This window comes from Thioalkalivibrio sp. XN279, from assembly GCF_011089885.1.
GTDB lineage: Bacteria > Pseudomonadota > Gammaproteobacteria > Steroidobacterales > XN24 > XN24.
The window spans coordinates 1-18,896 of record NZ_JAANBD010000006.1 but is presented as its reverse complement, the minus strand read 5'-3'; the positions used below and the strand labels follow the sequence as shown (position 1 = coordinate 18,896).

The following is an 18,896-nucleotide window of genomic DNA, read 5'->3' as shown; positions in this document are numbered from 1 at the left end:
TTCCCTGCAGCCAATAACAACGAACCAGAAGAGGCAGCATGTCCCGCCAACCCTATGTCTGTTTCTCGCACGGCAAGGAGAGCGGCCCCTGGGGCAGCAAGATTTCCGCCATGGCCGACCTGGCGCGCGACCGCGGCCTCGAGGTCGAGAGCATCGACTACCGCGGCATGGACGACCCGGCGGCGCGGGTGGCGAAGCTGGTGGCGCATTGCCAGCCGCTGCAAAAACCGCTGGTGCTGGTCGGTTCCAGCATGGGCGGACACGTGGCGGCCGCGGCCTCGGCGCAACTCCCGGCGGTGCGCGGCCTGTTCCTGATCGCGCCGGCGTTCTACATGCCGGGCTACGAGGCGCTGACCCCGACACCACGCGCCGCCAGGATCACCATCGTCCACGGCTGGCGCGACGACGTGGTCCCGGTCGACAACAGCATTCGCTTCGCGCGCGAGCAGCGCGCCGGGCTGCATCTCATCGATGGCGACCACCGCCTCACGGACCACATCTTCGAGATCAATCGATTCTTCGACTGGTTCCTCGACGACGTCTGACGGAGCCCTGACCGCGGGGCCGCGCCGTGCAATGCTCCCCTCGCTCAATGAAATCTTTATATCGCTCGGTGAGCATTGCACGTCCCGACCCCGCTGCCGGGTCGCAGATAGCGGGGTTCGATAGCGCAGAGGCGCTTCGGGGTCGTTGCGGACACGTCCGCAAGACCCGGTGCTGCCTCTGTCACGGGTGCGATGGTCGCGTCGCGCCGCCGGGATGTCAGCCTTGCCGGTCTTCCCGGCGTCGGCCGGATCCGGCGCGGCCTCGGCCACGAAGGTCGCCGTCATCCGACTGAGCCACGCGCGGCAGCGTCGGCGCCGACCCCCGAGCCTCAGTGCCCCCCAGGACCCCGCGCCCTGCAACGCCGCAGCGGGGTCGGGACGTGCAAGGCGCACTGAGTGAGATAAAGATTTCCGAACGAAGGGCGCCTTGCACGGTCCGGCCCCGCGGTCAGGTCCCGAGGTCGGCAGGGTCCCGGTGCGGTCGGGGGCGAGGTGGCGGCCAGGTTACTTGCGGTCGGCGATCGCCTTGGCCGCGATGCGGTCGATCAGTCCCGGCGCAAAGATCTTCAGGAAGCGCCCCAGCTTTCCCCGGCGCGAGGTGATGAGCATGCGCTTGCGCTGCGCCATGGCGGGGATCATGAGCTCGGCGCACTGGGCTGCGGTCATGATCCTGGACTCCTGCATCGGGGTCACGCCGAGCGGCCGTCCCTTGCCGTCCAGGGCACGACGATGAATCTCGGTGACGACGAAGTCGGGGCAGATGGTGGTGACGGTGACGCCGCTGTCCCCCAGTTCGATGCGCAGGGAATCGAAGAACCCGATCAGCGCATGCTTGCTGGCGCAGTAGCCGCTGCGCGACGGCACGCCGGTGAGCCCGGCGACGCTCGCCACGGGCACGATGCGGCCGCGCGAGGCTTTCAGGTGCGGCAGTGCGGCCATGGTCACATTCACCACGGAGAAGTAGTTCAGCTCCATGACCTCGCGGAAGATGGCCAGGTCCTCGATCTCGTCGACGCGCGCCCACATCGTCCGGCCGGCGTTGGCGACCAGCGTGTCGAGACGGCCGAAGTGCGCGATGGTGGCGGCGACGAGGCTGCGGCAGGCTTCTTCATGCGTCAGGTCGCCCGGGACCACCAGCACTTCGGCGCCGGCGGCGCGGCAGGTCGCGGCCAGTGCCTCGAGCCGCTCCTCGTTGCGCGCCGAGAGCACGAGCTTCGGGCCCTGGGGCGCCAGCGCCTCGCACAGCGCACGCCCGATGCCCTCGGAGGCTCCGGTGACGACGACGACGTTCCCGGCGAATTCGCTCATGGTTGCCAGCCCTTCCGTTGCGGGGCTGTTACGCTAACATCTCGCCAGGTCTTTGCGTCAGCTGCGAGGCAGCCAATGAAAACATTTTCCCTAGTGATGCTGGGCGCCCTCGCGCTCGTCGCCGGGTGCGGGGAACGACCCGAGCCGCCGCCGGTCGAGGACACCGTGTTCAAGGACCAGGTGCAGGCGCTGGACAAGGCGCGCGCGGTCGAGGAACAGGCGGAGAAGCGCAAGCGCGAGATCGACGCGCGTCTCGAGCGCGACAGCGGGGGCGGGAACTGATGCAGAGGATTCCCGAGCCCGAGCTCATGGACGACGAGGCGCAGGCGCAGGCCTATGCCGAGGCGGATTTCGCAGAGCCCAACAGTCACTTCGCCGCGCTCTACGACGAGTTCATCGGCCCGCTCGCGGAGGGTGCGGCGGTGCTCGACCTGGGCTGCGGCCCTGGCGACATCATGCTGCGCATCGCGGCAGCGCACCCGGAAATCGAGATCCACGGCCTGGACGGGTCCGGCGCCATGCTGGCTTTCGGCCGCGCGGCGCTGGCGACGCAGCCGGAACTTGCGGGCCGCGTGAGCTTCATCCAGGGACTGGTGCCGGACGCGCTCCTGCCGCGGGCGCGCTACGACGCCGTGATCTCCAACAGCCTGCTGCATCACCTGCACCACCCGGAGACGCTGTGGCGCACGGTCCGTGCGCGCGCGCGTCCGGGCGCGCCGGTGCTGGTGATGGACCTGATGCGGCCCGCGGACGAGGCCACCGCGCAGGCCCTGGTGGACCAGTACGCGGCGGACGAGCCCGAGGTGTTGCGCCGGGACTTCTACAATTCGCTGCTGGCAGCCTTCGAGCCTGACGAGGTCCGGCAGCAGCTGGCACTGGCCGGGCTCGGCCGGCTCGAGGTCATGGCAGTCAGCGACCGGCACATGCTGGTGCGCGGCCGCGTTTGAGCGTGCAACCCAGGCAGTAAGCCTGCTGGGCCCCGGTTCGGCTCAGTCGCCCAGGGCCTCGATGAAGCGCCGGCGCCAGGCGTGAATGTCGTTGTTGCGCAGCACCTGCATCATCATGGCGTGCTTCTCGCGCCGCTCCTGCGGCGGCATTTCCGAGGCCTTCAGGATGGCGTCGGCCACCCCGACGGGATCGTAGGGGTTGACCAGCAGGGCGCCGTCTCCCAGCTCGGCCGCGGCCCCGGCCAGGCGCGACAGCACCAGCACCCCTGGGTCGGCGGGATCCTGGGCCGCGACGAATTCCTTGGCGACCAGGTTCATGCCGTCGCGCATGGGCGTCACCAGGCCGATGCGCGCGACGCGGAAGTAGCCCATGAGCAGTTTCCGCGACAGGCCGCGATTGATATAGCGGATCGGGGTCCAGTCTGGCTCTGCAAAGCGGCCGTTGATGTGTCCGGCCGACCGCTCCAGCTCGTGGCGGATTTCCTGGTAGGCGCGCACCCCCGTGCGCGTCGGCGAGGCGATCTGCAGGAACACCAGCTGGCGGCGACTGCCCGGGTGGCGCTCCAGCAGGGTCTCGAAAGCACGGAAGCGTTCGGGCAGGCCTTTGCTGTAGTCGAGGCGGTCCACCCCGATCACCAGTTCGCGGTCGCCCAGGTCGCGCGCGAGCCGCTGCACGCTGGCGGATTCCATCGAGGCGGCGCCCTGTTCCGCCGCTTCCTCCACGTCGATGCCGATGGGGAAGGCATCCACCAGGATGCGGCGATCGAGGGCGGCGACGCGGCCGTCGCCGCATGGCGCCCCGCCCAGTCCCGCGCTGCGCAGCCCGCCGAGGAAGTTCTCGCAGTCCTGGCGGGTCTGGAAGCCGACCACGTCGAACTGCGCCATGGCACGGAGCAGGCCGCGGTAGCGCGGCAACGTGCGCAGCACGTCGAAGCTGGGGAAGGGCACGTGCAGGAAGAAGCCGATCGGCTGTTCTGCGCCGGCGCGGCGCAGCTCCTGCGCCAGCGGGATGAGATGGTAGTCGTGCACCCAGATGCGGTCGTCCGGCTGCAACAGCGGGCGCAGCTTGCGCGCGAACAGCTGGTTGACGCGCTGGTAAGCCTCCTGGGCCTCGCGGTCGTACTTGAGGATGCCGAGCATGTAGTGGAACAGCGGCCACAGCGTGCCGTTGCAGTAATCGTTGTAGTAGCCGTCGAAGTCGGCCTTGTCGATGTCCACCGTGGCAAAAGTGATGTTGCCGTGCTTTTCCAGCTTCGGCTCCGACGGTTCGCCGTGGCAGGTCTTGCCGCCCCAGCCGAACCAGATGCCGCCGCTCTGGCGCAAGGCGGCGAGGATGCCGACCGCGAGCCCGCCGGCGGTCTTGCCGCCCGAGGGCGCGGCGACGCGATTGGAGATGGCAATGAGGCGGCTCAAAATGCGTCCTCCCATGGCTTGCTGAGGCGGATCGCGCCCAGGATGATGCCCACCAGGCTGTAGGTCTGGGGGAAGTTGCCCCACAGCTGCCCGGTGCGGACGTCCAGGTCCTCGGAGAGCAGGCCGAGCCGGGTACGCCGGCTGAGCATCTCCTCGAACAACTCCCTGGCCTCGTCCTTGCGGTCGATCTGGGCCAGCGCGTTGATGTACCAGAAGGTGCAGATGTTGAAGGCCGTCTCGGGCTCGCCGAAGTCGTCGGCCTCGCCGTAGCGAAACATGTGCTGGCCGCGCAGCAGCTCGCGCCCGATGCATTCCACCGTGCTGCGGAAGCGCGGGTCGTCGGCTTCCAGGAAGCCGAGATCGCCGATCAGCAGCATGCTCGCGTCGAGGCTCTTGCCGTCGAAGCTCTCGGTGAAGCAGCCGCGCTCCGCATCCCAGGCGCGCGCGCAGATCTCGGCGTGGATACGGTCGGCGGCAGCGCGCCATTGCGCCGCCTTGGCGGTCTCGCCGAGGTGCGAGGAGATGCGGGCCAGGCGGTCGCAACCGGCCCAGCACATCATGCTGGAGAAGGTGTGCACGCGCGCTCGCCCGCGGTACTCCCAGATGCCGGCGTCCGGCTTGTCGAACAGTTCGACGGCGCGGCGGCCGACCTCTTCCAGCAGCTCCAGCTGTTCCGGCCCGGCCGGGGTGTCGAGACGGCGGTCGAAGAAAGCCTGCGCCGACGACAAGACGACCGCGCCGTAGACGTCGTTCTGTACCTGCTCGTAGGCCTGGTTGCCGACGCGCACCGGTCCCATGCCGCGATAGCCCGGCAGGTGCTCGACCACGGACTCGGACAGGTCCGCTTCGCCGCTGATGCCGTAGACCGGCTGCATCCCGCGGCCGTCGCCGCTGGCGGTGACGTTGAGAATCCAGCCCAGGTAGGCCTCCATGGTGCGGGTGGCGCCGAGACGGTTCAGCGCGTGGACCACGAAGAAGCTGTCGCGCAGCCAGCAGTAGCGATAGTCCCAGTTGCGCGCCGTCCCGGCGGCTTCGGGGATGGAGCTGGTCATCGCGGCGATGATCGCGCCGGTGTCCTCGTAGGAGCAGAGCTTGAGGGTGATCGCGGCGCGGATCACCTCGTCCTGCCACTCGAAGGGCACCGCGAGCCCGCGCACCCACTCGCGCCAGTAGGCGCGCGTCTGTTCGAAATGGAAGCGGCTGCTGCGCGTCACCGACTCGAGCAGGCTCTCGTCCGGTCCGAGGATGAAGCTCACCGGCCGGGTGAGGCGGAACGGACGCTCCTCGCGCACGTGCGTCAGGGAGGCATCCGTGGTGAGGCGCAGCGTCAGGTCCGGTAGCACGTAGCGGATGTGGTTGCTGCCAAAGGTCTGGCGTGCGTCTTCGGCGCCATAGTGTCCCGCCGGTCGCAACCGTACCGTGACGCGCGGATTGCCGGTGACGGTCTCGAGGTGGCGCACGAACATGTACGGGTGGAAAGTGCGCTCGAACTGCTGGTAGCGCGGCGCGAAATCCGTCACCTTGACGCAGCCGCCGTGGCGGTCGTACAGCCACGTCTGCAGGATCGGCGTGTTCTCGACGTAGGCCTGCTCGGCCCGTTCGAAGTCTTCCACCAGCACCTCGAACACGCCGCGCTCCACGGCGTCCTGATCGTCCATCAGCAGGGCGCAGAACACGGGATCGCTGTCGAAGCGGGGCATGCAGGCCCACACCATGCGGCCGAGTTCGTCCACCAGGGCGCTCACCTGGCAGTTCCCGATGACGCCGAGCTCCAGGGAGCTTTCAGGCCGTTGAGACATCGATTCTCTCCATGCTTGCGGACAGCCAGCGGCGGATCTCGGCGACATCGCCCGCCACGATGCCGGCCCTGGTGTCGGGATGGGCGCCGACGCGCACCGATAAGCCACCCAGCTCGTTGACGGCGCGGAACCCGTCCTCGTCCGTCAGGTCGTCGCCAATGAAAACCGGGACACGGCCCGAGAAAGGCGGCTCCGCCATGAAGGCGAGGATGGCCGTGCCCTTGTCATGGCCCGAGGGCTTGAGCTCCAGCACCATCTTGCCCTGCTGCACGTGGAAGTCCGCGCCGGCGGCGCGCAGCGCGGCGTCCATGTGCCGCCGGCAGGCACCCTCGAGCTGCGGCGCATTGCGGTAATGCAGGGCCAGCGCCGCGCCCTTGTCTTCCAGGAGCAGGCCCGCCTCCGACTGGACGAAGCCGAGCAGTTCCGCGCGGGCCGCGGCGATGCGCTCGGCGTAGCCGCCGGGGTAATGCACCCGCCCGTCGGCGTCGCGGCGCTCGAGTCCGTGCAGCCCGGCGGCGGGGAGGCAGAGCGGGGCGAAAATGCGGTCGAGGCTGGCGATGGAACGGCCGCTGACCAGGGCCAGGGCGCCGTCGAGGGCGCGGGTGGCCGTCACCAGCGTCCGTTTCAGCTCGGGGGCCGCACGCACCTGGTCCGGGTGGTGCTCGATGTCCACCAGGGTGCCGTCGACGTCCAGGAACATCGCCCAGCCCGTGTCCCAGTCCGGCAGGGCGGTCGTGTTGCTCATGGGTACAAGACTAAATGGCTGGGTCAGGAATACCAAACCCGGCAGGGCGCTCGTGCCACTGACGCAAAGGGCGTCCGGCAGTTAAACTCGCCAGCCTGATGTACCCATGGCACGGACTCTGGCGGCTCTCGCTCTGGCTCTCGAGGAAGCTGCTGTTCCTCTGGGTGCGCACCCGTACGCTCGATGCCCAGCTGGAGCGGCTCAAGGCGCTTGCCGACAAGCCCCTGTGCTACGTGCTCGAGCACCCCGGCCTGGCCGACATGGCGGTGCTGGAGCAGGAGTGCATCCGCCACGGCCTGCCGCGACCCGGCGACGGCCTGGCGCAGGGCGGCCTGAAGGAATGGCGCGCGGTCGCCTACCTGCGCCGCAAGCCGCGGCGCAGCCGCAAGGGCCGGCCGGGCCGGCTCGAGCGGCTCGCGGCCGCAGTACAGGCCGGGCAGGTGGACGACGTTGTCGTCGTGCCCGTCTCCGTGTTCTGGGGGCGTTCCCCGGACAAGGAACGCTCGGTGTTCAAGCTCCTGTTCTCCGAGGGCTGGGCGCTGGTCGGCCGCCTGCGCAAGCTGTTCATGATGGTGTTTCACGGCCGCAACGTGCTGGTCCAGTTCAGCGAGCCGGTGCTGATGTCCCAGCTGGTGACCCAGGAACCGAACCCCGCGCTGGTGGCGCGCAAGCTCGGGCGGGTCCTGCGGGTGCATTTCCGGCGCCTGCGCATCGCCACCATCGGCCCCGACCTGTCGCACCGGCGCACCCTGCTGAACCAGGTCGTCGCCTCCGACTCGGTGCGACGCGCCATCCGCCGCTACAGCGAGGTGAACAAGCAGCCGCTGCACAAGGCGGTGGCACGGGCGCGACGCTATGCCAACGAGATCGCCGCCAACTACAGCTACACCACGGTGCGCATCGGCGAGCGGGTGCTGACGTGGTTGTGGAACCGCCTCTACGACGGCGTCGAGGTCGGCGGGGTCGATCGCCTGAAAGCGGTCTCCGAGGGCAACGAGGTCGTCTACGTGCCCTGCCACCGCAGCCACATCGACTACCTGTTGTTGTCGTACGTGGTGTACCAGAACGGCCTCGTGCCGCCGCACATCGCCGCCGGAGTGAACCTCAACCTGCCGGTGATCGGCCCGATCCTGCGCACGGGCGGCGCTTTCTTCATGCGGCGCAGCTTCCGCGACGACCCGCTCTACGCCGCGGTCTTCCGGCGCTATTTCGCGCTCAACCTGGCGAAGGGCGTGGCGATGGAGTACTTCATCGAGGGCGGTCGCAGCCGCACCGGGCGCCTGCTGCCGGCGAAGCCCGGGATGCTGGCCATGACCGTGCGCGCCTACCTGCGCGAGCCGGTGCGCCCGGTGGTCTTCGTGCCCGTGTACTTCGGCTACGAGCGGCTGTTCGAGGGCCGCTCCTACATCTCCGAGCTGTCGGGGCGGCCGAAAGAAAAGGAGAGCGTGCTGGGGATTTTCAAGGCGCTGCGCCACCTGCGCCGGGAGTTCGGCCGCGTGCACGTGAACTTCGGTGCACCCTTCTTCCTCGACGGGATGCTCGAGCGGCATCGCCCCGGCTGGCGCTCGGAGCCGGTGGAAGAGGACGAGCGCCCGGGCTGGACCGGTCCCGTGGTGGAGGAGCTGGGCGAGGAGATCCTCAGGCGGATCAACGCCGCTGCTGCGGTCAGCCCGGTCAACCTGCTGGCCATGGTGCTGCTGGCCACGCCGCGCCAGAGCATGGTGGAGCAGCCGCTGGTCCGTTTGCTGGAGCTGTTTGCGGAGATGCTGCGCCAGGTGCCGTACGACGAGGGCGTCACGGTGACCGAGCTGGGCGGCGCGGAGATGATCGCCTACGGCGAGCGCCTCGGCCTGCTCGAGCGCCGCCCGCACCGGCTCGGCGACGTCATCATGCTGGCGCCCAAGGAGGCGCTGCTGGCCACGTATTTCCGCAACAACGTGGCCCACCTGTTCGCCATCCCCTCGATCATCGCGTGCTGTTTCATCGACAAGCCGGTGCAGGCGGTGGAGCGGGTGCGCGGGCTGGCGCGCATGGTCTATCCCTACCTGGGCGGCGAGCTGTTCCTCCACTGGACCCCGGAGCAGCTCGAGGTCGAGGTCGATCGCGTCATCGACATGATGGTGGGGCGTGGCCTGCTGCGGCGCGACAGCGAGGGGGAGCAGGCCTGCCTGCGCCGCCCGGCCCCGCACACCCCGGAGGCGATCCAGATGTGGATCCTGGCGCAATGCTCCGTGCAGACCTTGGAGCGCTTCTACATGACCGTGGCGCTGCTCGCCAAGCACGGTTCCGGCACCCTGCGGCCAGGGCAGCTCGAGGACTTGTGCCACCTCATGGCGCAGCGCATGTCCATGCTGTTCCAGTTCAGCGCGCCGGAGTTCTTCGACAAGAGCCTGTTCCGCGGCTTCATCGGGCGACTGCGCAAGCACGGCGTGCTGCGCACCGACGAGACCGGCTTGCTGGTGTTCGACCAGTCGCTGGTGCAGGCCATGGACGACGCGCGCCAGTTTCTCGGCGACCGCCTGCGCAACGATATCCTGCAGGCGATGAACCTCTAGTCCTCGCGCTGTTCTCACGCTGTCCGTGCGGGAATTTTTGCTGCAGCGCAATGCGCGCCCCGTTGGTGTGCGCCGTCCGTCCGGGCCGGCTTTGGTTTGCGCGCAACAACGCGTTTCCCTGTATTGCGCTTTCCGCGCGGTAATTGATCCAAGATGTTGTTTTCGAGTGACGAATTCTGTAAGAGTAGCGGGACGCGCCGGGGGAGTCCGGTTGCGGGGCAACGTGCAAAACACACACAAGAACTGGGGAGTCCTCAATGAGCACGCAACCCTCCAGGGCCCGTCCGGGCAACGGACGCATCCTGGCGACCGCGATAGCGGCCGCAATTGCTGCGAGCTATGCAGCACCGGCATCGGCGGTGCCGATCCAAACCGAGAACTGGTCGGGCAGCTGGGACACCACGCTGTCCCTCGGCGCCTTGTGGCGCGTTGAAAGCCCGGACTGCAGGCTGATCGCGAATGCCAACGGCGGCTGCGGCCGCAGCGCCAACGGCGACGACGGCAACCTGAACTACAGCAACGGCCTGGTTTCGAACGTGCTCAAGGCCACGACCGAACTCGAGCTGCGTTACCGCGACTCCTGGGGCCTGTTCGCACGCGCCACCGGCTTCACCGACTGGGAAGTCGGCGACACGCTGCGCACCCCGCTCTCGGACAGGGCGGAGGAGCTGGTCGAGCAGGACGTGAAGATGCTCGATTACTTCGTCTTCGTACCCTTCGACCTCGGCAGCATGCCGGCGGAGTTCCGCATCGGCAACCAGGTGATCAACTGGGGCGAAAGTACGTTCATCCAGGGCGGCATCAACGTCACCAACCCCTTCGACGTATCGCAGCTGCGCGTGCCCGGCGCCGAGCTGAGGGAAGCGCTTGTGCCCCAGGGCATGGCGTCCCTGAGTTTCTCGCCGACCCTGAACACCAGCATCGAGGCGTACTACCAGTACGACTGGGAGAAGGTCGAGCCGGACCCGGCCGGCAGCTATTTCTCCACCAATGACTTTGCCACCAAGGGCGGCACCCACGTCATGCTGGGTTTCGGCGCCTGGGGTGACCAGGGCACGGATTTCACGCCGCTGGGCGGCTCCTTCGACCCGGACTTCAACTTCGTGCCGCGCGACGACACCGAGCGGCCGGACGACGGCGGGCAGTACGGCCTGGCGTTCCGCTACTTCGCTGAGGACTTGATGGGCGGCATGGAGTTCGGCTTTTACTACATTCGCTACCACAGCCGCCTGCCCGTGATCAGCGGCCGCACCGGCACCCAGGCCGGCCTCGGCAACTCGGCGGCGGTCGCCACGGCGGCGCAGGCCACGGCCATCGGCCTGGCCTCCGGCCTGTCATTCGACGCCGCGGTGAACACCGCAACGGCGCAGGCGATGCTCACTGCCGCCAGCCTCGGCGGCGACATCAGCGAAGCCAAGGTGCGTGACCGGGCCATCGTGGCCGGCAACGTGTTCCTCGGCGGCGGCAACCTCTCTGGCCTGGCGAGTTCCTTCGCTTCGGACGAGCTGGCGCAGACCTCGCGCTACTTCGTGAACTATCCCGAGGACCTCGATCTGTGGGGCTTCAGCTGGAGCGGCTACCTGTTCAACACCGGCATCGCCTGGCAGGGCGAGGTGTCCTACAAGCCGGACGCCCCGCTGCAGGTAGACGATGTCGAGCTGCTGTTCGCGGCGCTGTCGCCGCTGGACGGCCTGTCGCCCAACCCGAGCCTGTGCCCGGACAACCCGAACGGCGCGGTCGGGGCCCTCGGGTGTTTCAACCAGCTGGGTCCGTACGGCCTGAACCAGATTATCGAGGGGGCGGTCGAGCTGGACGTATGGCAGGCGCAGACCACGTTCACCTACCTCTCCGGCCCGTTGCTTGGCGCGGATACCGGAGCTTTCGTAATGGAGCTGGGCATGAACCACGTGCCCGACCTGCCGAGCACCACGACCGGCGGCCCGAACGGCGTCGGCCTGCGCCTCGAAGGGCCGGGCACCGTGGTCTCGGGCAACGCCATGCTGGCCAGCAGCCACTTCGGCGAGGTGGATCCGCGCAGCGCCTTCCCGAGCAAGACCTCGTGGGGCTACCGTTTCCGCGGCGCGCTGATCTACAACAACGCCATCGGCCCGTGGACCCTGTCGCCCATCGCCAGCTACAGCCACGACGTCAACGGCGTATCCCCGGGGCCGGGCGGCAACTTCATCGAGGGTCGCACCGCCATGTCGCTGGGCCTGAAGGGCACGCTCCGCAACAAGTACGAAGTGGAGCTCAACTACGCCGAGTTCGGCGGCGCCGGCAGGTTCAACCAGGCCAATGACCGTGACTTCATCTCGCTCACGGGCAAGGTCTCGTTCTAGGAATTCCAGGAGAGTCACACATGACCCATATCAGAATTAAGCAGGCTCTCGCCGCGATGGCGCTGGTCGGACTGGCAGCCCCGGCGATCGGCCAGGGTCTTTCCGCCGACCAGGTTGCGCGCCTCGGTACTGAGCTGACGCCGCTCGGCGCCATCCGCGCCGGCAACGACGCGGGTACCATTCCCGAGTGGACCGGCGGGTTGCGCAGCCCGGCCGAGGCGGGCTTCCCGGACTTCGTGTCCGGCGGCCACCATCCGGATCCCTTCGCCGACGACAAGCCGCTGTACCGCATCACCGCGGCCAACATGGACCAGTACGCCGATATCCTCACCGAGGGGCACAAGGCCATGTTCCGGACTTATCCGGAATACTTCATGGACGTGTATCCCACGCGCCGCAGCGCGGCGGTGCCGGAGCGCATCTACGAGGCCACCAAGCGCATCGCCAGCTCGACCCACCTGATCGAGGGCGGCAACGGCTTCAGCGGCGGCGCGGAGGGCGTTCCCTTCCCGATCCCGCAGAACGGCCTCGAGGCGATCTGGAACCACATCGTGCGTTACCGCACCGACAGCGCGCGTCGCACCATCGGCCAGGCGCCGGTGACCCGCGACGGCAACTACACGATGGTGATGTTCACCGACGAATACCTCGGCGCCTACAGCCTCGAGGGTGCGCGCGAGGAAGACCTCGACAACGTCATCGTGTATTTCAAGCAGACCGTGACCGCGCCGGCCCGCCTGGCCGGCGAGGTGCTGCTGGTGCACGAGACGCTGAACCAGGCCAAGGAGAACCGCAAGGCTTGGCTGTACAATCCCGGCCAGCGCCGCGTGCGTCGCGCGCCCAACGTGGCGCATGACAACCCGCGTACCGCCGCGGACGGTCTTGCCACTTCCGACCAGCTCGACATCTTCAACGGCAGCCCCGAGCGCTACAACTGGGAGCTGGTCGGGCGCAAGGAAATCCTGGTCCCGTACAACAGCTACAAGCTGCACAGCAACAAGCTGAAGTACGACGACGTACTCAAGCCGCTGCACATCAACCAGGAGCACGCGCGCTACGAGCTGCATCGCGTCTGGGTGGTGGACGCGACCATCAAGGAAGGCACGCGCCACGTCTACAAGCGCCGCACCTTCTACATCGACGAGGACTCCTGGCAGGCCCAGGTGGTCGACTGCTACGACAACCGCGACCAGATCTGGCGCGTGCAGGAAGCGCATTCGATCAACTACTACGACGTGCCCAGCTTCTGGACCACGTTGGAGCTGACCATGGACCTGCAGTCGGGTCGTTACCTCGCCATCGGCCTCAACAACGAGGAGCCGCAGACCTACGACTTCAGCGCCAATTACACGCCGGAGGATTTTGCTCCGGCCACGCTGCGCAGGTCCGGCGTGCGCTAGCAGAAACCGGCCGGGGCGCCGTCAAGGCGCCCCGGTTGTTTCGCCCAACCTGACGACAACTACCAGAACAACCCCGGGGGCCGCCCGCCTTGTCCAGACTGGTGCATCTTCTCCTGATCGCCATGGCGCTCGCCGCTGTGCCAGACGCAGCACGCGCTGAGTGCGCCGACCCGGTGCCGGAGAGCGAGTGGTCGGTGATCATGCCGCTCGCGCCGCAATCCCTGATGCTCGACATCACCCGGGTCGGCAAGGACGTCGTGGTGGTGGGCGACCGCGGCCACGTGCTGGTGAGTGAAGACGAAGGCCGCAGCTGGGTGCAGAACCGCACCCCGACCCGTACCGTGCTGACCGGGGTGTGGTTCCACGACCGCAACCTCGGCTGGGCTGTCGGGCACGATGCAGTGATCCTGCGCACGGAGAACGGTGGCGAGACCTGGTGCCGGGTGCACTTCGCGCCGGAACTCGAGTTCCCCCTGTTCGACATCTGGTTTGCCGACGAGAACAACGGCTTCGCGGTCGGGGCCTACGGCTATTTCCTGCGGTCCTCCGACGGCGGGTTGAGCTGGGAGGAGGAGACGCTGGAGCTGGTCGAAGCGACGCCCGTGGCAGCCGATGACGTGGATGGCGCGGCGGACGAAACGGCGGATGATACGGCGGACGACGCAGCAGGCGATGCAGGCGACGACGCGGACGAGTGGGCCGACGATGAATGGGCGGACGACGAGATCGCGGCCGACCTGCACATGAATCGCATCATCAACGACAACGCCGGCCGCCTGTACCTGATGGCTGAGGCCGGCACGGTGTTCCGCTCCGACGACCAGGGCTTCACCTGGCAGGTGCTGGACCCGCCCTACGACGGTTCTTTTTTCGGCGGCCTTCCCCTGGCGGACGGTTCGCTGCTGGTGTTCGGGCTGCGCGGCAACATGTTCCGCAGCTGGGACGGGGGCGAGACCTGGCGCGACGTGAGCCTGCCAGTCGACACCTCCCTGTTCGGCGGCGCGCAGCGTCCCGATGGCGGCATTCTCGTGGTCGGCACCGCCGGCGTGATGCTGTTCAGTCGCGAAGGCGACCGCTTCCGGCTGGAGCAGCGGGACGATCGCAAGGCGCTGATGTCGGCGCTGGCCCTCGACGACGGCGCGCTCATCGTCATCGGTGAACCGGGCGTCGAGCGCATCGAGGCGGAAACAGTGGGACTGGAGTAGGGCATGTCAGCGCCGAAGAAGACCCCCGTCATCGATGCCCTGGAGAAGCTGGTATTCAGCCGGCGGCCGCTGGTCATCGCCATCTTCGCCATTATCACGGCGCTGCTCGCCTGGAGCGCCGTCACCGGGCTGCGCGTGGATGCCGGCTTCAGCAAGCAGCTGCCGCTGCAGCACGAGTACATGTCGACCTTCGTCGAGCACTACGAGGACTTCGGCGGCGCCGACCGGGTGCTCATCGCACTGGTGGACGAGAGCGGGGACATGTTCAACCCCGAGTTCTTCGAAGCCTTGCGCCAGGCCACCGACGCGGTGTTCTTCATCCCGGGCGTGGACCGCGCGCGCGTCACGTCGATTTTCACTCCCAACGTGCGCTACCTGGAGGTGACCGAGGAAGGCATCGAGGCGGGCGACGTCATCCCGGCGGATTTCCAGTACACCCTGTCCGATCTCGAGCGGGTGAAAGAGAACATCCTCAAGGCAGGCATCGTCGGCCGGCTGGTGGCGAACGACTTCTCGGGCGCGATCATCAGCGCCCAGCTGCTGGAGATCAACCCGGACACCCAGGAACGCCTGGACTATTTCGACGTCGCGAAGAAGCTCGAGGAAGAGGTCCGGGCCAAGATCCAGACCGACAACATCAAGGTCCGGATCATCGGCTTTGCCAAGGTGGTCGGCGACATCAAGGAAGGCGCCAACCGCATCGTGCTGTTCTTCGCGCTGGCGCTGCTGGTGACGACCGTGCTGGTCTACATCTACAGCCAGTCGATCAAGCTCACCATCGTGCCGCTGGTGTGCAGCATCTTCGCCGTGATCTGGGAGCTCGGGATGTTGCCCCTGCTCGGTTTCGGCATCGACCCGATGGGCCTCCTGGTCCCATTCCTGGTATTCGCCATCGGTGTGTCCCATGGCGTGCAGATGATCTCCGGCTACGCCTCGGAGGTCTTCGACGGGGCCGGCCCGGAGCAGGCCGCGCGCGCCACTTTCCGGCGCCTGTTGGTGCCTGGCGGCGTGGCACTGGCCTCGGACACCATCGGTTTCATCACCATCCTGTTCATCGAGATCCGCATCATCCAGGAGATGGCGATCATGGCCTCGCTCGGCGTGGCCTGCATCATCCTCACCAACCTGGTGTTGCTGCCGGTGCTGATCAGCTACGTGCAACCCGACCAGGGCTACAAGGAGCGCCTGCTGCGGCGCGCGCAGCAGATGCGACCGTTGTGGGATGGCCTTTCAAAGGTGTCCACGCGCGGCCCGGCGACCGTAATTATCGTCATTGCAGCCGGCCTGTTCGTCTTCGGCGCCTGGAAAGGCTCCCAGGTCAAGATCGGCGACCTGCATGCCGGCGTGCCCGAGCTGCGGCCGGACTCGCGCTACAACCTCGACACCAAGGACATCACCAAGCGCTTCTCCATCGGCGTCGACCTCATCAACGTCATCGTCGAGGTGGGTGAGAACGGCTGCATCGATTACCAGGTCATGGACCTGATCGACCGCTTCGCCTGGCACATGCGCAACGTGGAAGGCGTGCAGACGGTGATTGCGCTGCCGCAGGTCGCCAAGATCGTGACGGCCGGCTGGAACGAGGGTTATCCCGCGTGGCGCGCCCTGTCGCGCAACGAGCAGGTGCTGGTGCAGGCGCTGGCCCGGGTGGAGACCAGCACGGGCCTCCTGAACAGCGACTGCAGCGTGATCCCGGTGATGGTTTACACCGAGGACCACAAGGCCGGCACCATCGAGCGCGTCGTCGACGAGGTGAAGGCCTGGCGCGACGAGTTCGCGCCCGAGAACATGCAGTTCCGCCTCGCCACCGGCAACGTCGGCGTGATGGCCGCCATGAACGAAGAGGTGGCGGCGGCGCAGTTCCCCATCCTCATCTATGTCTTCGGCGCGGTGATTCTGCTGTGCTGGCTCAGCTTCCGCTCGCTGCGCGCGGTGGCCTGCATCGTGATCCCGCTGGCGCTGGTCTCCCTGCTCGCCTATGCACTGATGGCTTACCTGGAGATCGGCCTCAAGGTGAACACCCTGCCGGTGGCCGCGCTGGGCGTGGGTATCGGCGTCGACTACGGCATCTACATTTTCAGCCGCTTCCAGTACTTCCTGAAACAGGGCGCGAGCATCCAGCAGGCTTACGCGCACACCTTGCGCGTGACCGGCAACGCCGTCGTCTTCACCGGCATCACCCTCGCCATCGGCGTGTTCACCTGGGTGTTCTCACCGCTGCAGTTCCAGGCCGACATGGGCATCCTGCTCACCTTCATGTTCCTGGTGAACATGTTCGGCGCCATCCTGCTGCTGCCGGCGCTGGCCACCTGGATGCTGCCGGCCAAGTACCAGCACGAGCGGCCCGAAGAAAGGGCCTGACGGAGCAGGCGGGTCGGGAGCGCCGGAGCCCGGCGCCTAGGCGTTGAGGTCCGGAATCAGCTCGCTCTCGAGCCGGGCAATCAGGTCCTTCAGCATCAGCTTGCGCTTCTTCAGGCGCTTGAGCTGCAGCTGGTCTACTGCCGGGTCCTCCGACAGGCGGGTGATGACGTCGTCGAGGTCGCGGTGCGCGATGCGCAGCTCCTTGAGGCGAGTCATGTTGCCGAAGATGTAAGTATCGACCTTGTTGTCGTTCATGTTGGCCGTCGCCTGACTGACGCCAAGCTTAGCCAAGCCCGCCCGCGGCTGCCAGCCCCACCGATAGCACTTCCGCCCCGAGCATCACCACGAAGCCCTGCAGCCGGCGGTGGCCGTCGTCCGTGTACTCGAAGCCGTAGGTCCGCTCCAGGCGCAGCCGGCCGTTGCGGTCGCGCCGCGGCCAGGCCCGCGTGATCGCCACGGTGCCGTCCAGCATGACCAGTCGGAGTCGCGCGCAGGCTTCGCGCGCAGCGCGGTTGGCGGCCTCGCGGGCCGCCATGCTGGTGTACCAGGCCCAGCCGGCCGCCGCCAGCATGCCGGCGATCAGCGCCATGGAAAGGCTGCTCACGGCAGGTATTCAGTCCAGTCGCGCGGGTCGCCGCCGGAGGCGATGAACCAGGGATTGAGCAGGTCCGGGCCCTTGTTGTAGGCCATGGGCTGGCCGTTGCTGGCCACCACCCGGCCGCCCGCGGCGACCAGCACCGCCTCCGCGGCCGCCGTGTCCCATTCCGAGGTCGGGCCGAGGCGCGGATAGACGTCGGCTGCACCCTCCGCCACGACGCAGAACTTCAGCGAGGAGCCCATCGGCACCATCTCGTGGGCGCCGAGTCGCTCCAGGTAGCCGTCCAGGTCCGGGCCGCGATGCGAGCGCGAGCCGACCACGCGCACGGGACCCTCGCCGGGCAGGCGCACTGCGATCGCATGGCGTTCAGCCCCGGCGGCCGTCTTCCAGGCGCCGCGGCCGACGACGCCGCCGTAGGTCACGCCCGCCACCGGTACGTGCACCACGCCGAGGACCGGGCGCCCGGCGCGCACCAGCGCGATGTTCACCGTGAACTGGCCGTTACGCTGGATGAACTCCTTGGTGCCGTCGAGCGGGTCTACGAGCCAGTACTCCTTCCAGTGGCGGCGCTCCTCCCAGGGCACCGTGCGCGCCTCCTCCGACAGGATCGGGCGCTCGCCAGGCAGGCGCTCCAGTCCGGCGCGGATGACGTCGTGGGCGCGGCGGTCGGCCGCCGTGATGGGCGAATCGTCCGCCTTGGACTCGACGGCGAAGTCGCTGTCGTAGACTTCGAGGATGGCCCGGCCGGCGTCTTCGGCAATCCGGGTGATGGCGTCGAGCAGTTCCGGGTAGGCGTCGGTCACGGGCCGGGCTCCATGAATCAGGGCCGTATATGATACCCGCCCATGGACCTCGTCTCCCGCCACGCCTTCGACTGGGCGCTGTACGACACCGTGCTGCTCGACATGGACGGCACGCTGCTGGACCTGCGCTTCGACAACTACTTCTGGCAGGAGCTGATCCCGGCCCGTTACGCCGACCTGCACGGCCTGCCTCATGCAGAGGCCGTCGCGGTGCTGGAGCCGCGTTTCGCTGCCGCACGCGGGCGGCTGGAATGGTATTGCATCGACCACTGGAGCCGGGAACTGGGGCTGGACATCACGGCCCTGAAACGGGAGGCGGAGGACCACATCGACTTCCTGCCCGACGTGCCCGAGTTCCTGCAGGCCGTGCGGCAGCTGCAGAAGCGCGTGGTGCTGGTCACCAACGCCCACCAGCAGACGCTGGCCATCAAGCTGCGGCGCACGCGCCTCGACAACTACCTGGATGCGGTCTACTCCAGCCACGACCTGGGCCTGCCGAAGGAAGACCGCGCGTTCTGGGCGCGGTTACGCGAGCGGGAGCCTTTCGATCCGGAACGCACCATGCTGGTCGACGACAGCCTGCCCGTGCTGCGCTCTGCGCACGCTTACGGCCTGGCGCGTGTCATCGCCATACTGCATCCGGACTCCTCGCGCCCGCCGGCAGCGGCGGGCGAATTCCATGGCGTGCACAGCATCACCGAGCTGCTGCCGCCATTGCCGCGCAAGCCCGGGGCCTGAAGCTTACTCCGCGGTGCCGGACGGGTCGGTGGCCGGGCCTGCGCCCGCGCCCGGACCCTTGCTCTTGCGCCGCCGCCGGCGCCGCTTGCGCGGCGCGCCATCGACGGGCGCGGTCGACTGGCCGGCCGGGGCATCCGGGG

General features: G+C 67.9%; 16 protein-coding genes. 9 read left to right on the top strand and 7 right to left on the bottom strand.

All coding sequences use genetic code 11. The features are described 5' to 3' along the window. Positions 1-38 precede the first annotated feature (38 nt). Positions 39-545 carry an alpha/beta fold hydrolase gene (locus tag G8346_RS00355; protein ID WP_166047067.1) on the top strand — a complete coding sequence of 169 codons (507 nt, stop codon included), beginning with the start codon at positions 39-41 and terminating at the stop codon, positions 543-545. A 504-nt stretch (positions 546-1,049) separates the two neighbouring features. On the opposite strand, the gene G8346_RS00350 is transcribed toward G8346_RS00355, so the two are convergent. Then, entirely contained in the window at positions 1,050-1,853 is an 804-nt protein-coding gene (locus G8346_RS00350) for an SDR family oxidoreductase (protein ID WP_166047065.1), read from the bottom strand. 75 nt (positions 1,854-1,928) lie between these two features. Here G8346_RS00350 and G8346_RS00345 point away from each other — a divergent pair, with 75 nt between their 5' ends. Next, on the top strand, positions 1,929-2,135 hold the full coding sequence (locus G8346_RS00345) for a hypothetical protein (RefSeq protein WP_166047063.1): 207 nt from the start codon (positions 1,929-1,931) through the stop codon (positions 2,133-2,135). Continuing rightward, the gene (locus G8346_RS00340; protein WP_166047061.1) at positions 2,135-2,800 is read left to right on the top strand and encodes a trans-aconitate 2-methyltransferase; all 666 of its coding nucleotides are present in this window, start codon (positions 2,135-2,137) and stop codon (positions 2,798-2,800) included. Before G8346_RS00345 ends, G8346_RS00340 begins: the two co-directional genes overlap by 1 nt. Before the next feature lie 42 nt (positions 2,801-2,842). On the opposite strand, the gene G8346_RS00335 is transcribed toward G8346_RS00340, so the two are convergent. The 3 genes from G8346_RS00335 to otsB are packed head-to-tail and all read right to left on the bottom strand — an operon-like array spanning position 2,843 to position 6,757. Continuing rightward, a complete protein-coding gene (locus G8346_RS00335) occupies positions 2,843-4,213 on the bottom strand; it encodes a trehalose-6-phosphate synthase (protein ID WP_166047059.1) in 1,371 nt (456 codons plus the stop codon). Beyond that, positions 4,210-6,012 (bottom strand): glycoside hydrolase family 15 protein, encoded by a 1,803-nt coding sequence (locus tag G8346_RS00330; RefSeq protein ID WP_166047057.1) that lies wholly within the window; start codon positions 6,010-6,012, stop codon positions 4,210-4,212. The genes G8346_RS00335 and G8346_RS00330 overlap by 4 nt, the downstream gene beginning before the upstream one ends. Beyond that, a complete protein-coding gene (gene otsB, locus G8346_RS00325) occupies positions 5,996-6,757 on the bottom strand; it encodes a trehalose-phosphatase (RefSeq protein ID WP_166047055.1) in 762 nt (253 codons plus the stop codon). Before otsB ends, G8346_RS00330 begins: the two co-directional genes overlap by 17 nt. A 98-nt stretch (positions 6,758-6,855) precedes the next feature. Here otsB and plsB point away from each other — a divergent pair, with 98 nt between their 5' ends. The 5 genes from plsB (at position 6,856) to G8346_RS00300 (ending at position 16,617) form a co-directional block, all read left to right on the top strand. Next, positions 6,856-9,312: a glycerol-3-phosphate 1-O-acyltransferase PlsB gene (gene plsB / locus G8346_RS00320; protein WP_166047053.1), complete on the top strand. Its 2,457-nt coding sequence runs from the start codon at positions 6,856-6,858 to the stop codon at positions 9,310-9,312. Positions 9,313-9,569: 257 nt separating this feature from the next. Next, positions 9,570-11,651 (top strand): DUF1302 domain-containing protein, encoded by a 2,082-nt coding sequence (locus tag G8346_RS00315; protein WP_166047051.1) that lies wholly within the window; start codon positions 9,570-9,572, stop codon positions 11,649-11,651. A 20-nt stretch (positions 11,652-11,671) separates the two neighbouring features. Continuing rightward, entirely contained in the window at positions 11,672-13,051 is a 1,380-nt protein-coding gene (locus tag G8346_RS00310) for a DUF1329 domain-containing protein (protein ID WP_206202504.1), read from the top strand. Positions 13,052-13,140: 89 nt separating this feature from the next. After that, the gene (locus G8346_RS00305; RefSeq protein WP_166047049.1) at positions 13,141-14,256 is read left to right on the top strand and encodes a YCF48-related protein; all 1,116 of its coding nucleotides are present in this window, start codon (positions 13,141-13,143) and stop codon (positions 14,254-14,256) included. 3 nt (positions 14,257-14,259) lie between these two features. Continuing rightward, positions 14,260-16,617, top strand: coding sequence for an RND family transporter (locus tag G8346_RS00300; protein ID WP_166047047.1), 2,358 nt, complete (start codon positions 14,260-14,262; stop codon positions 16,615-16,617). 36 nt (positions 16,618-16,653) lie between these two features. On the opposite strand, the gene G8346_RS00295 is transcribed toward G8346_RS00300, so the two are convergent. The 3 genes from G8346_RS00295 to cysQ are packed head-to-tail and all read right to left on the bottom strand — an operon-like array spanning position 16,654 to position 18,018. Then, a complete protein-coding gene (locus tag G8346_RS00295; RefSeq protein ID WP_166047045.1) occupies positions 16,654-16,872 on the bottom strand; it encodes a YdcH family protein in 219 nt (72 codons plus the stop codon). Between the two features lie 28 nt (positions 16,873-16,900). Further along, positions 16,901-17,221 carry a DUF3301 domain-containing protein gene (locus G8346_RS00290; protein ID WP_166047044.1) on the bottom strand — a complete coding sequence of 107 codons (321 nt, stop codon included), beginning with the start codon at positions 17,219-17,221 and terminating at the stop codon, positions 16,901-16,903. Continuing rightward, entirely contained in the window at positions 17,218-18,018 is an 801-nt protein-coding gene (cysQ, locus tag G8346_RS00285) for a 3'(2'),5'-bisphosphate nucleotidase CysQ (protein ID WP_370520503.1), read from the bottom strand. The genes G8346_RS00290 and cysQ overlap by 4 nt, the downstream gene beginning before the upstream one ends. A 42-nt stretch (positions 18,019-18,060) precedes the next feature. On the opposite strand from cysQ, the gene yrfG reads away from it, so the two are divergent. Continuing rightward, positions 18,061-18,756: a GMP/IMP nucleotidase gene (gene yrfG, locus G8346_RS00280; RefSeq protein ID WP_166047042.1), complete on the top strand. Its 696-nt coding sequence runs from the start codon at positions 18,061-18,063 to the stop codon at positions 18,754-18,756. Positions 18,757-18,896: the final 140 nt, after the last annotated feature.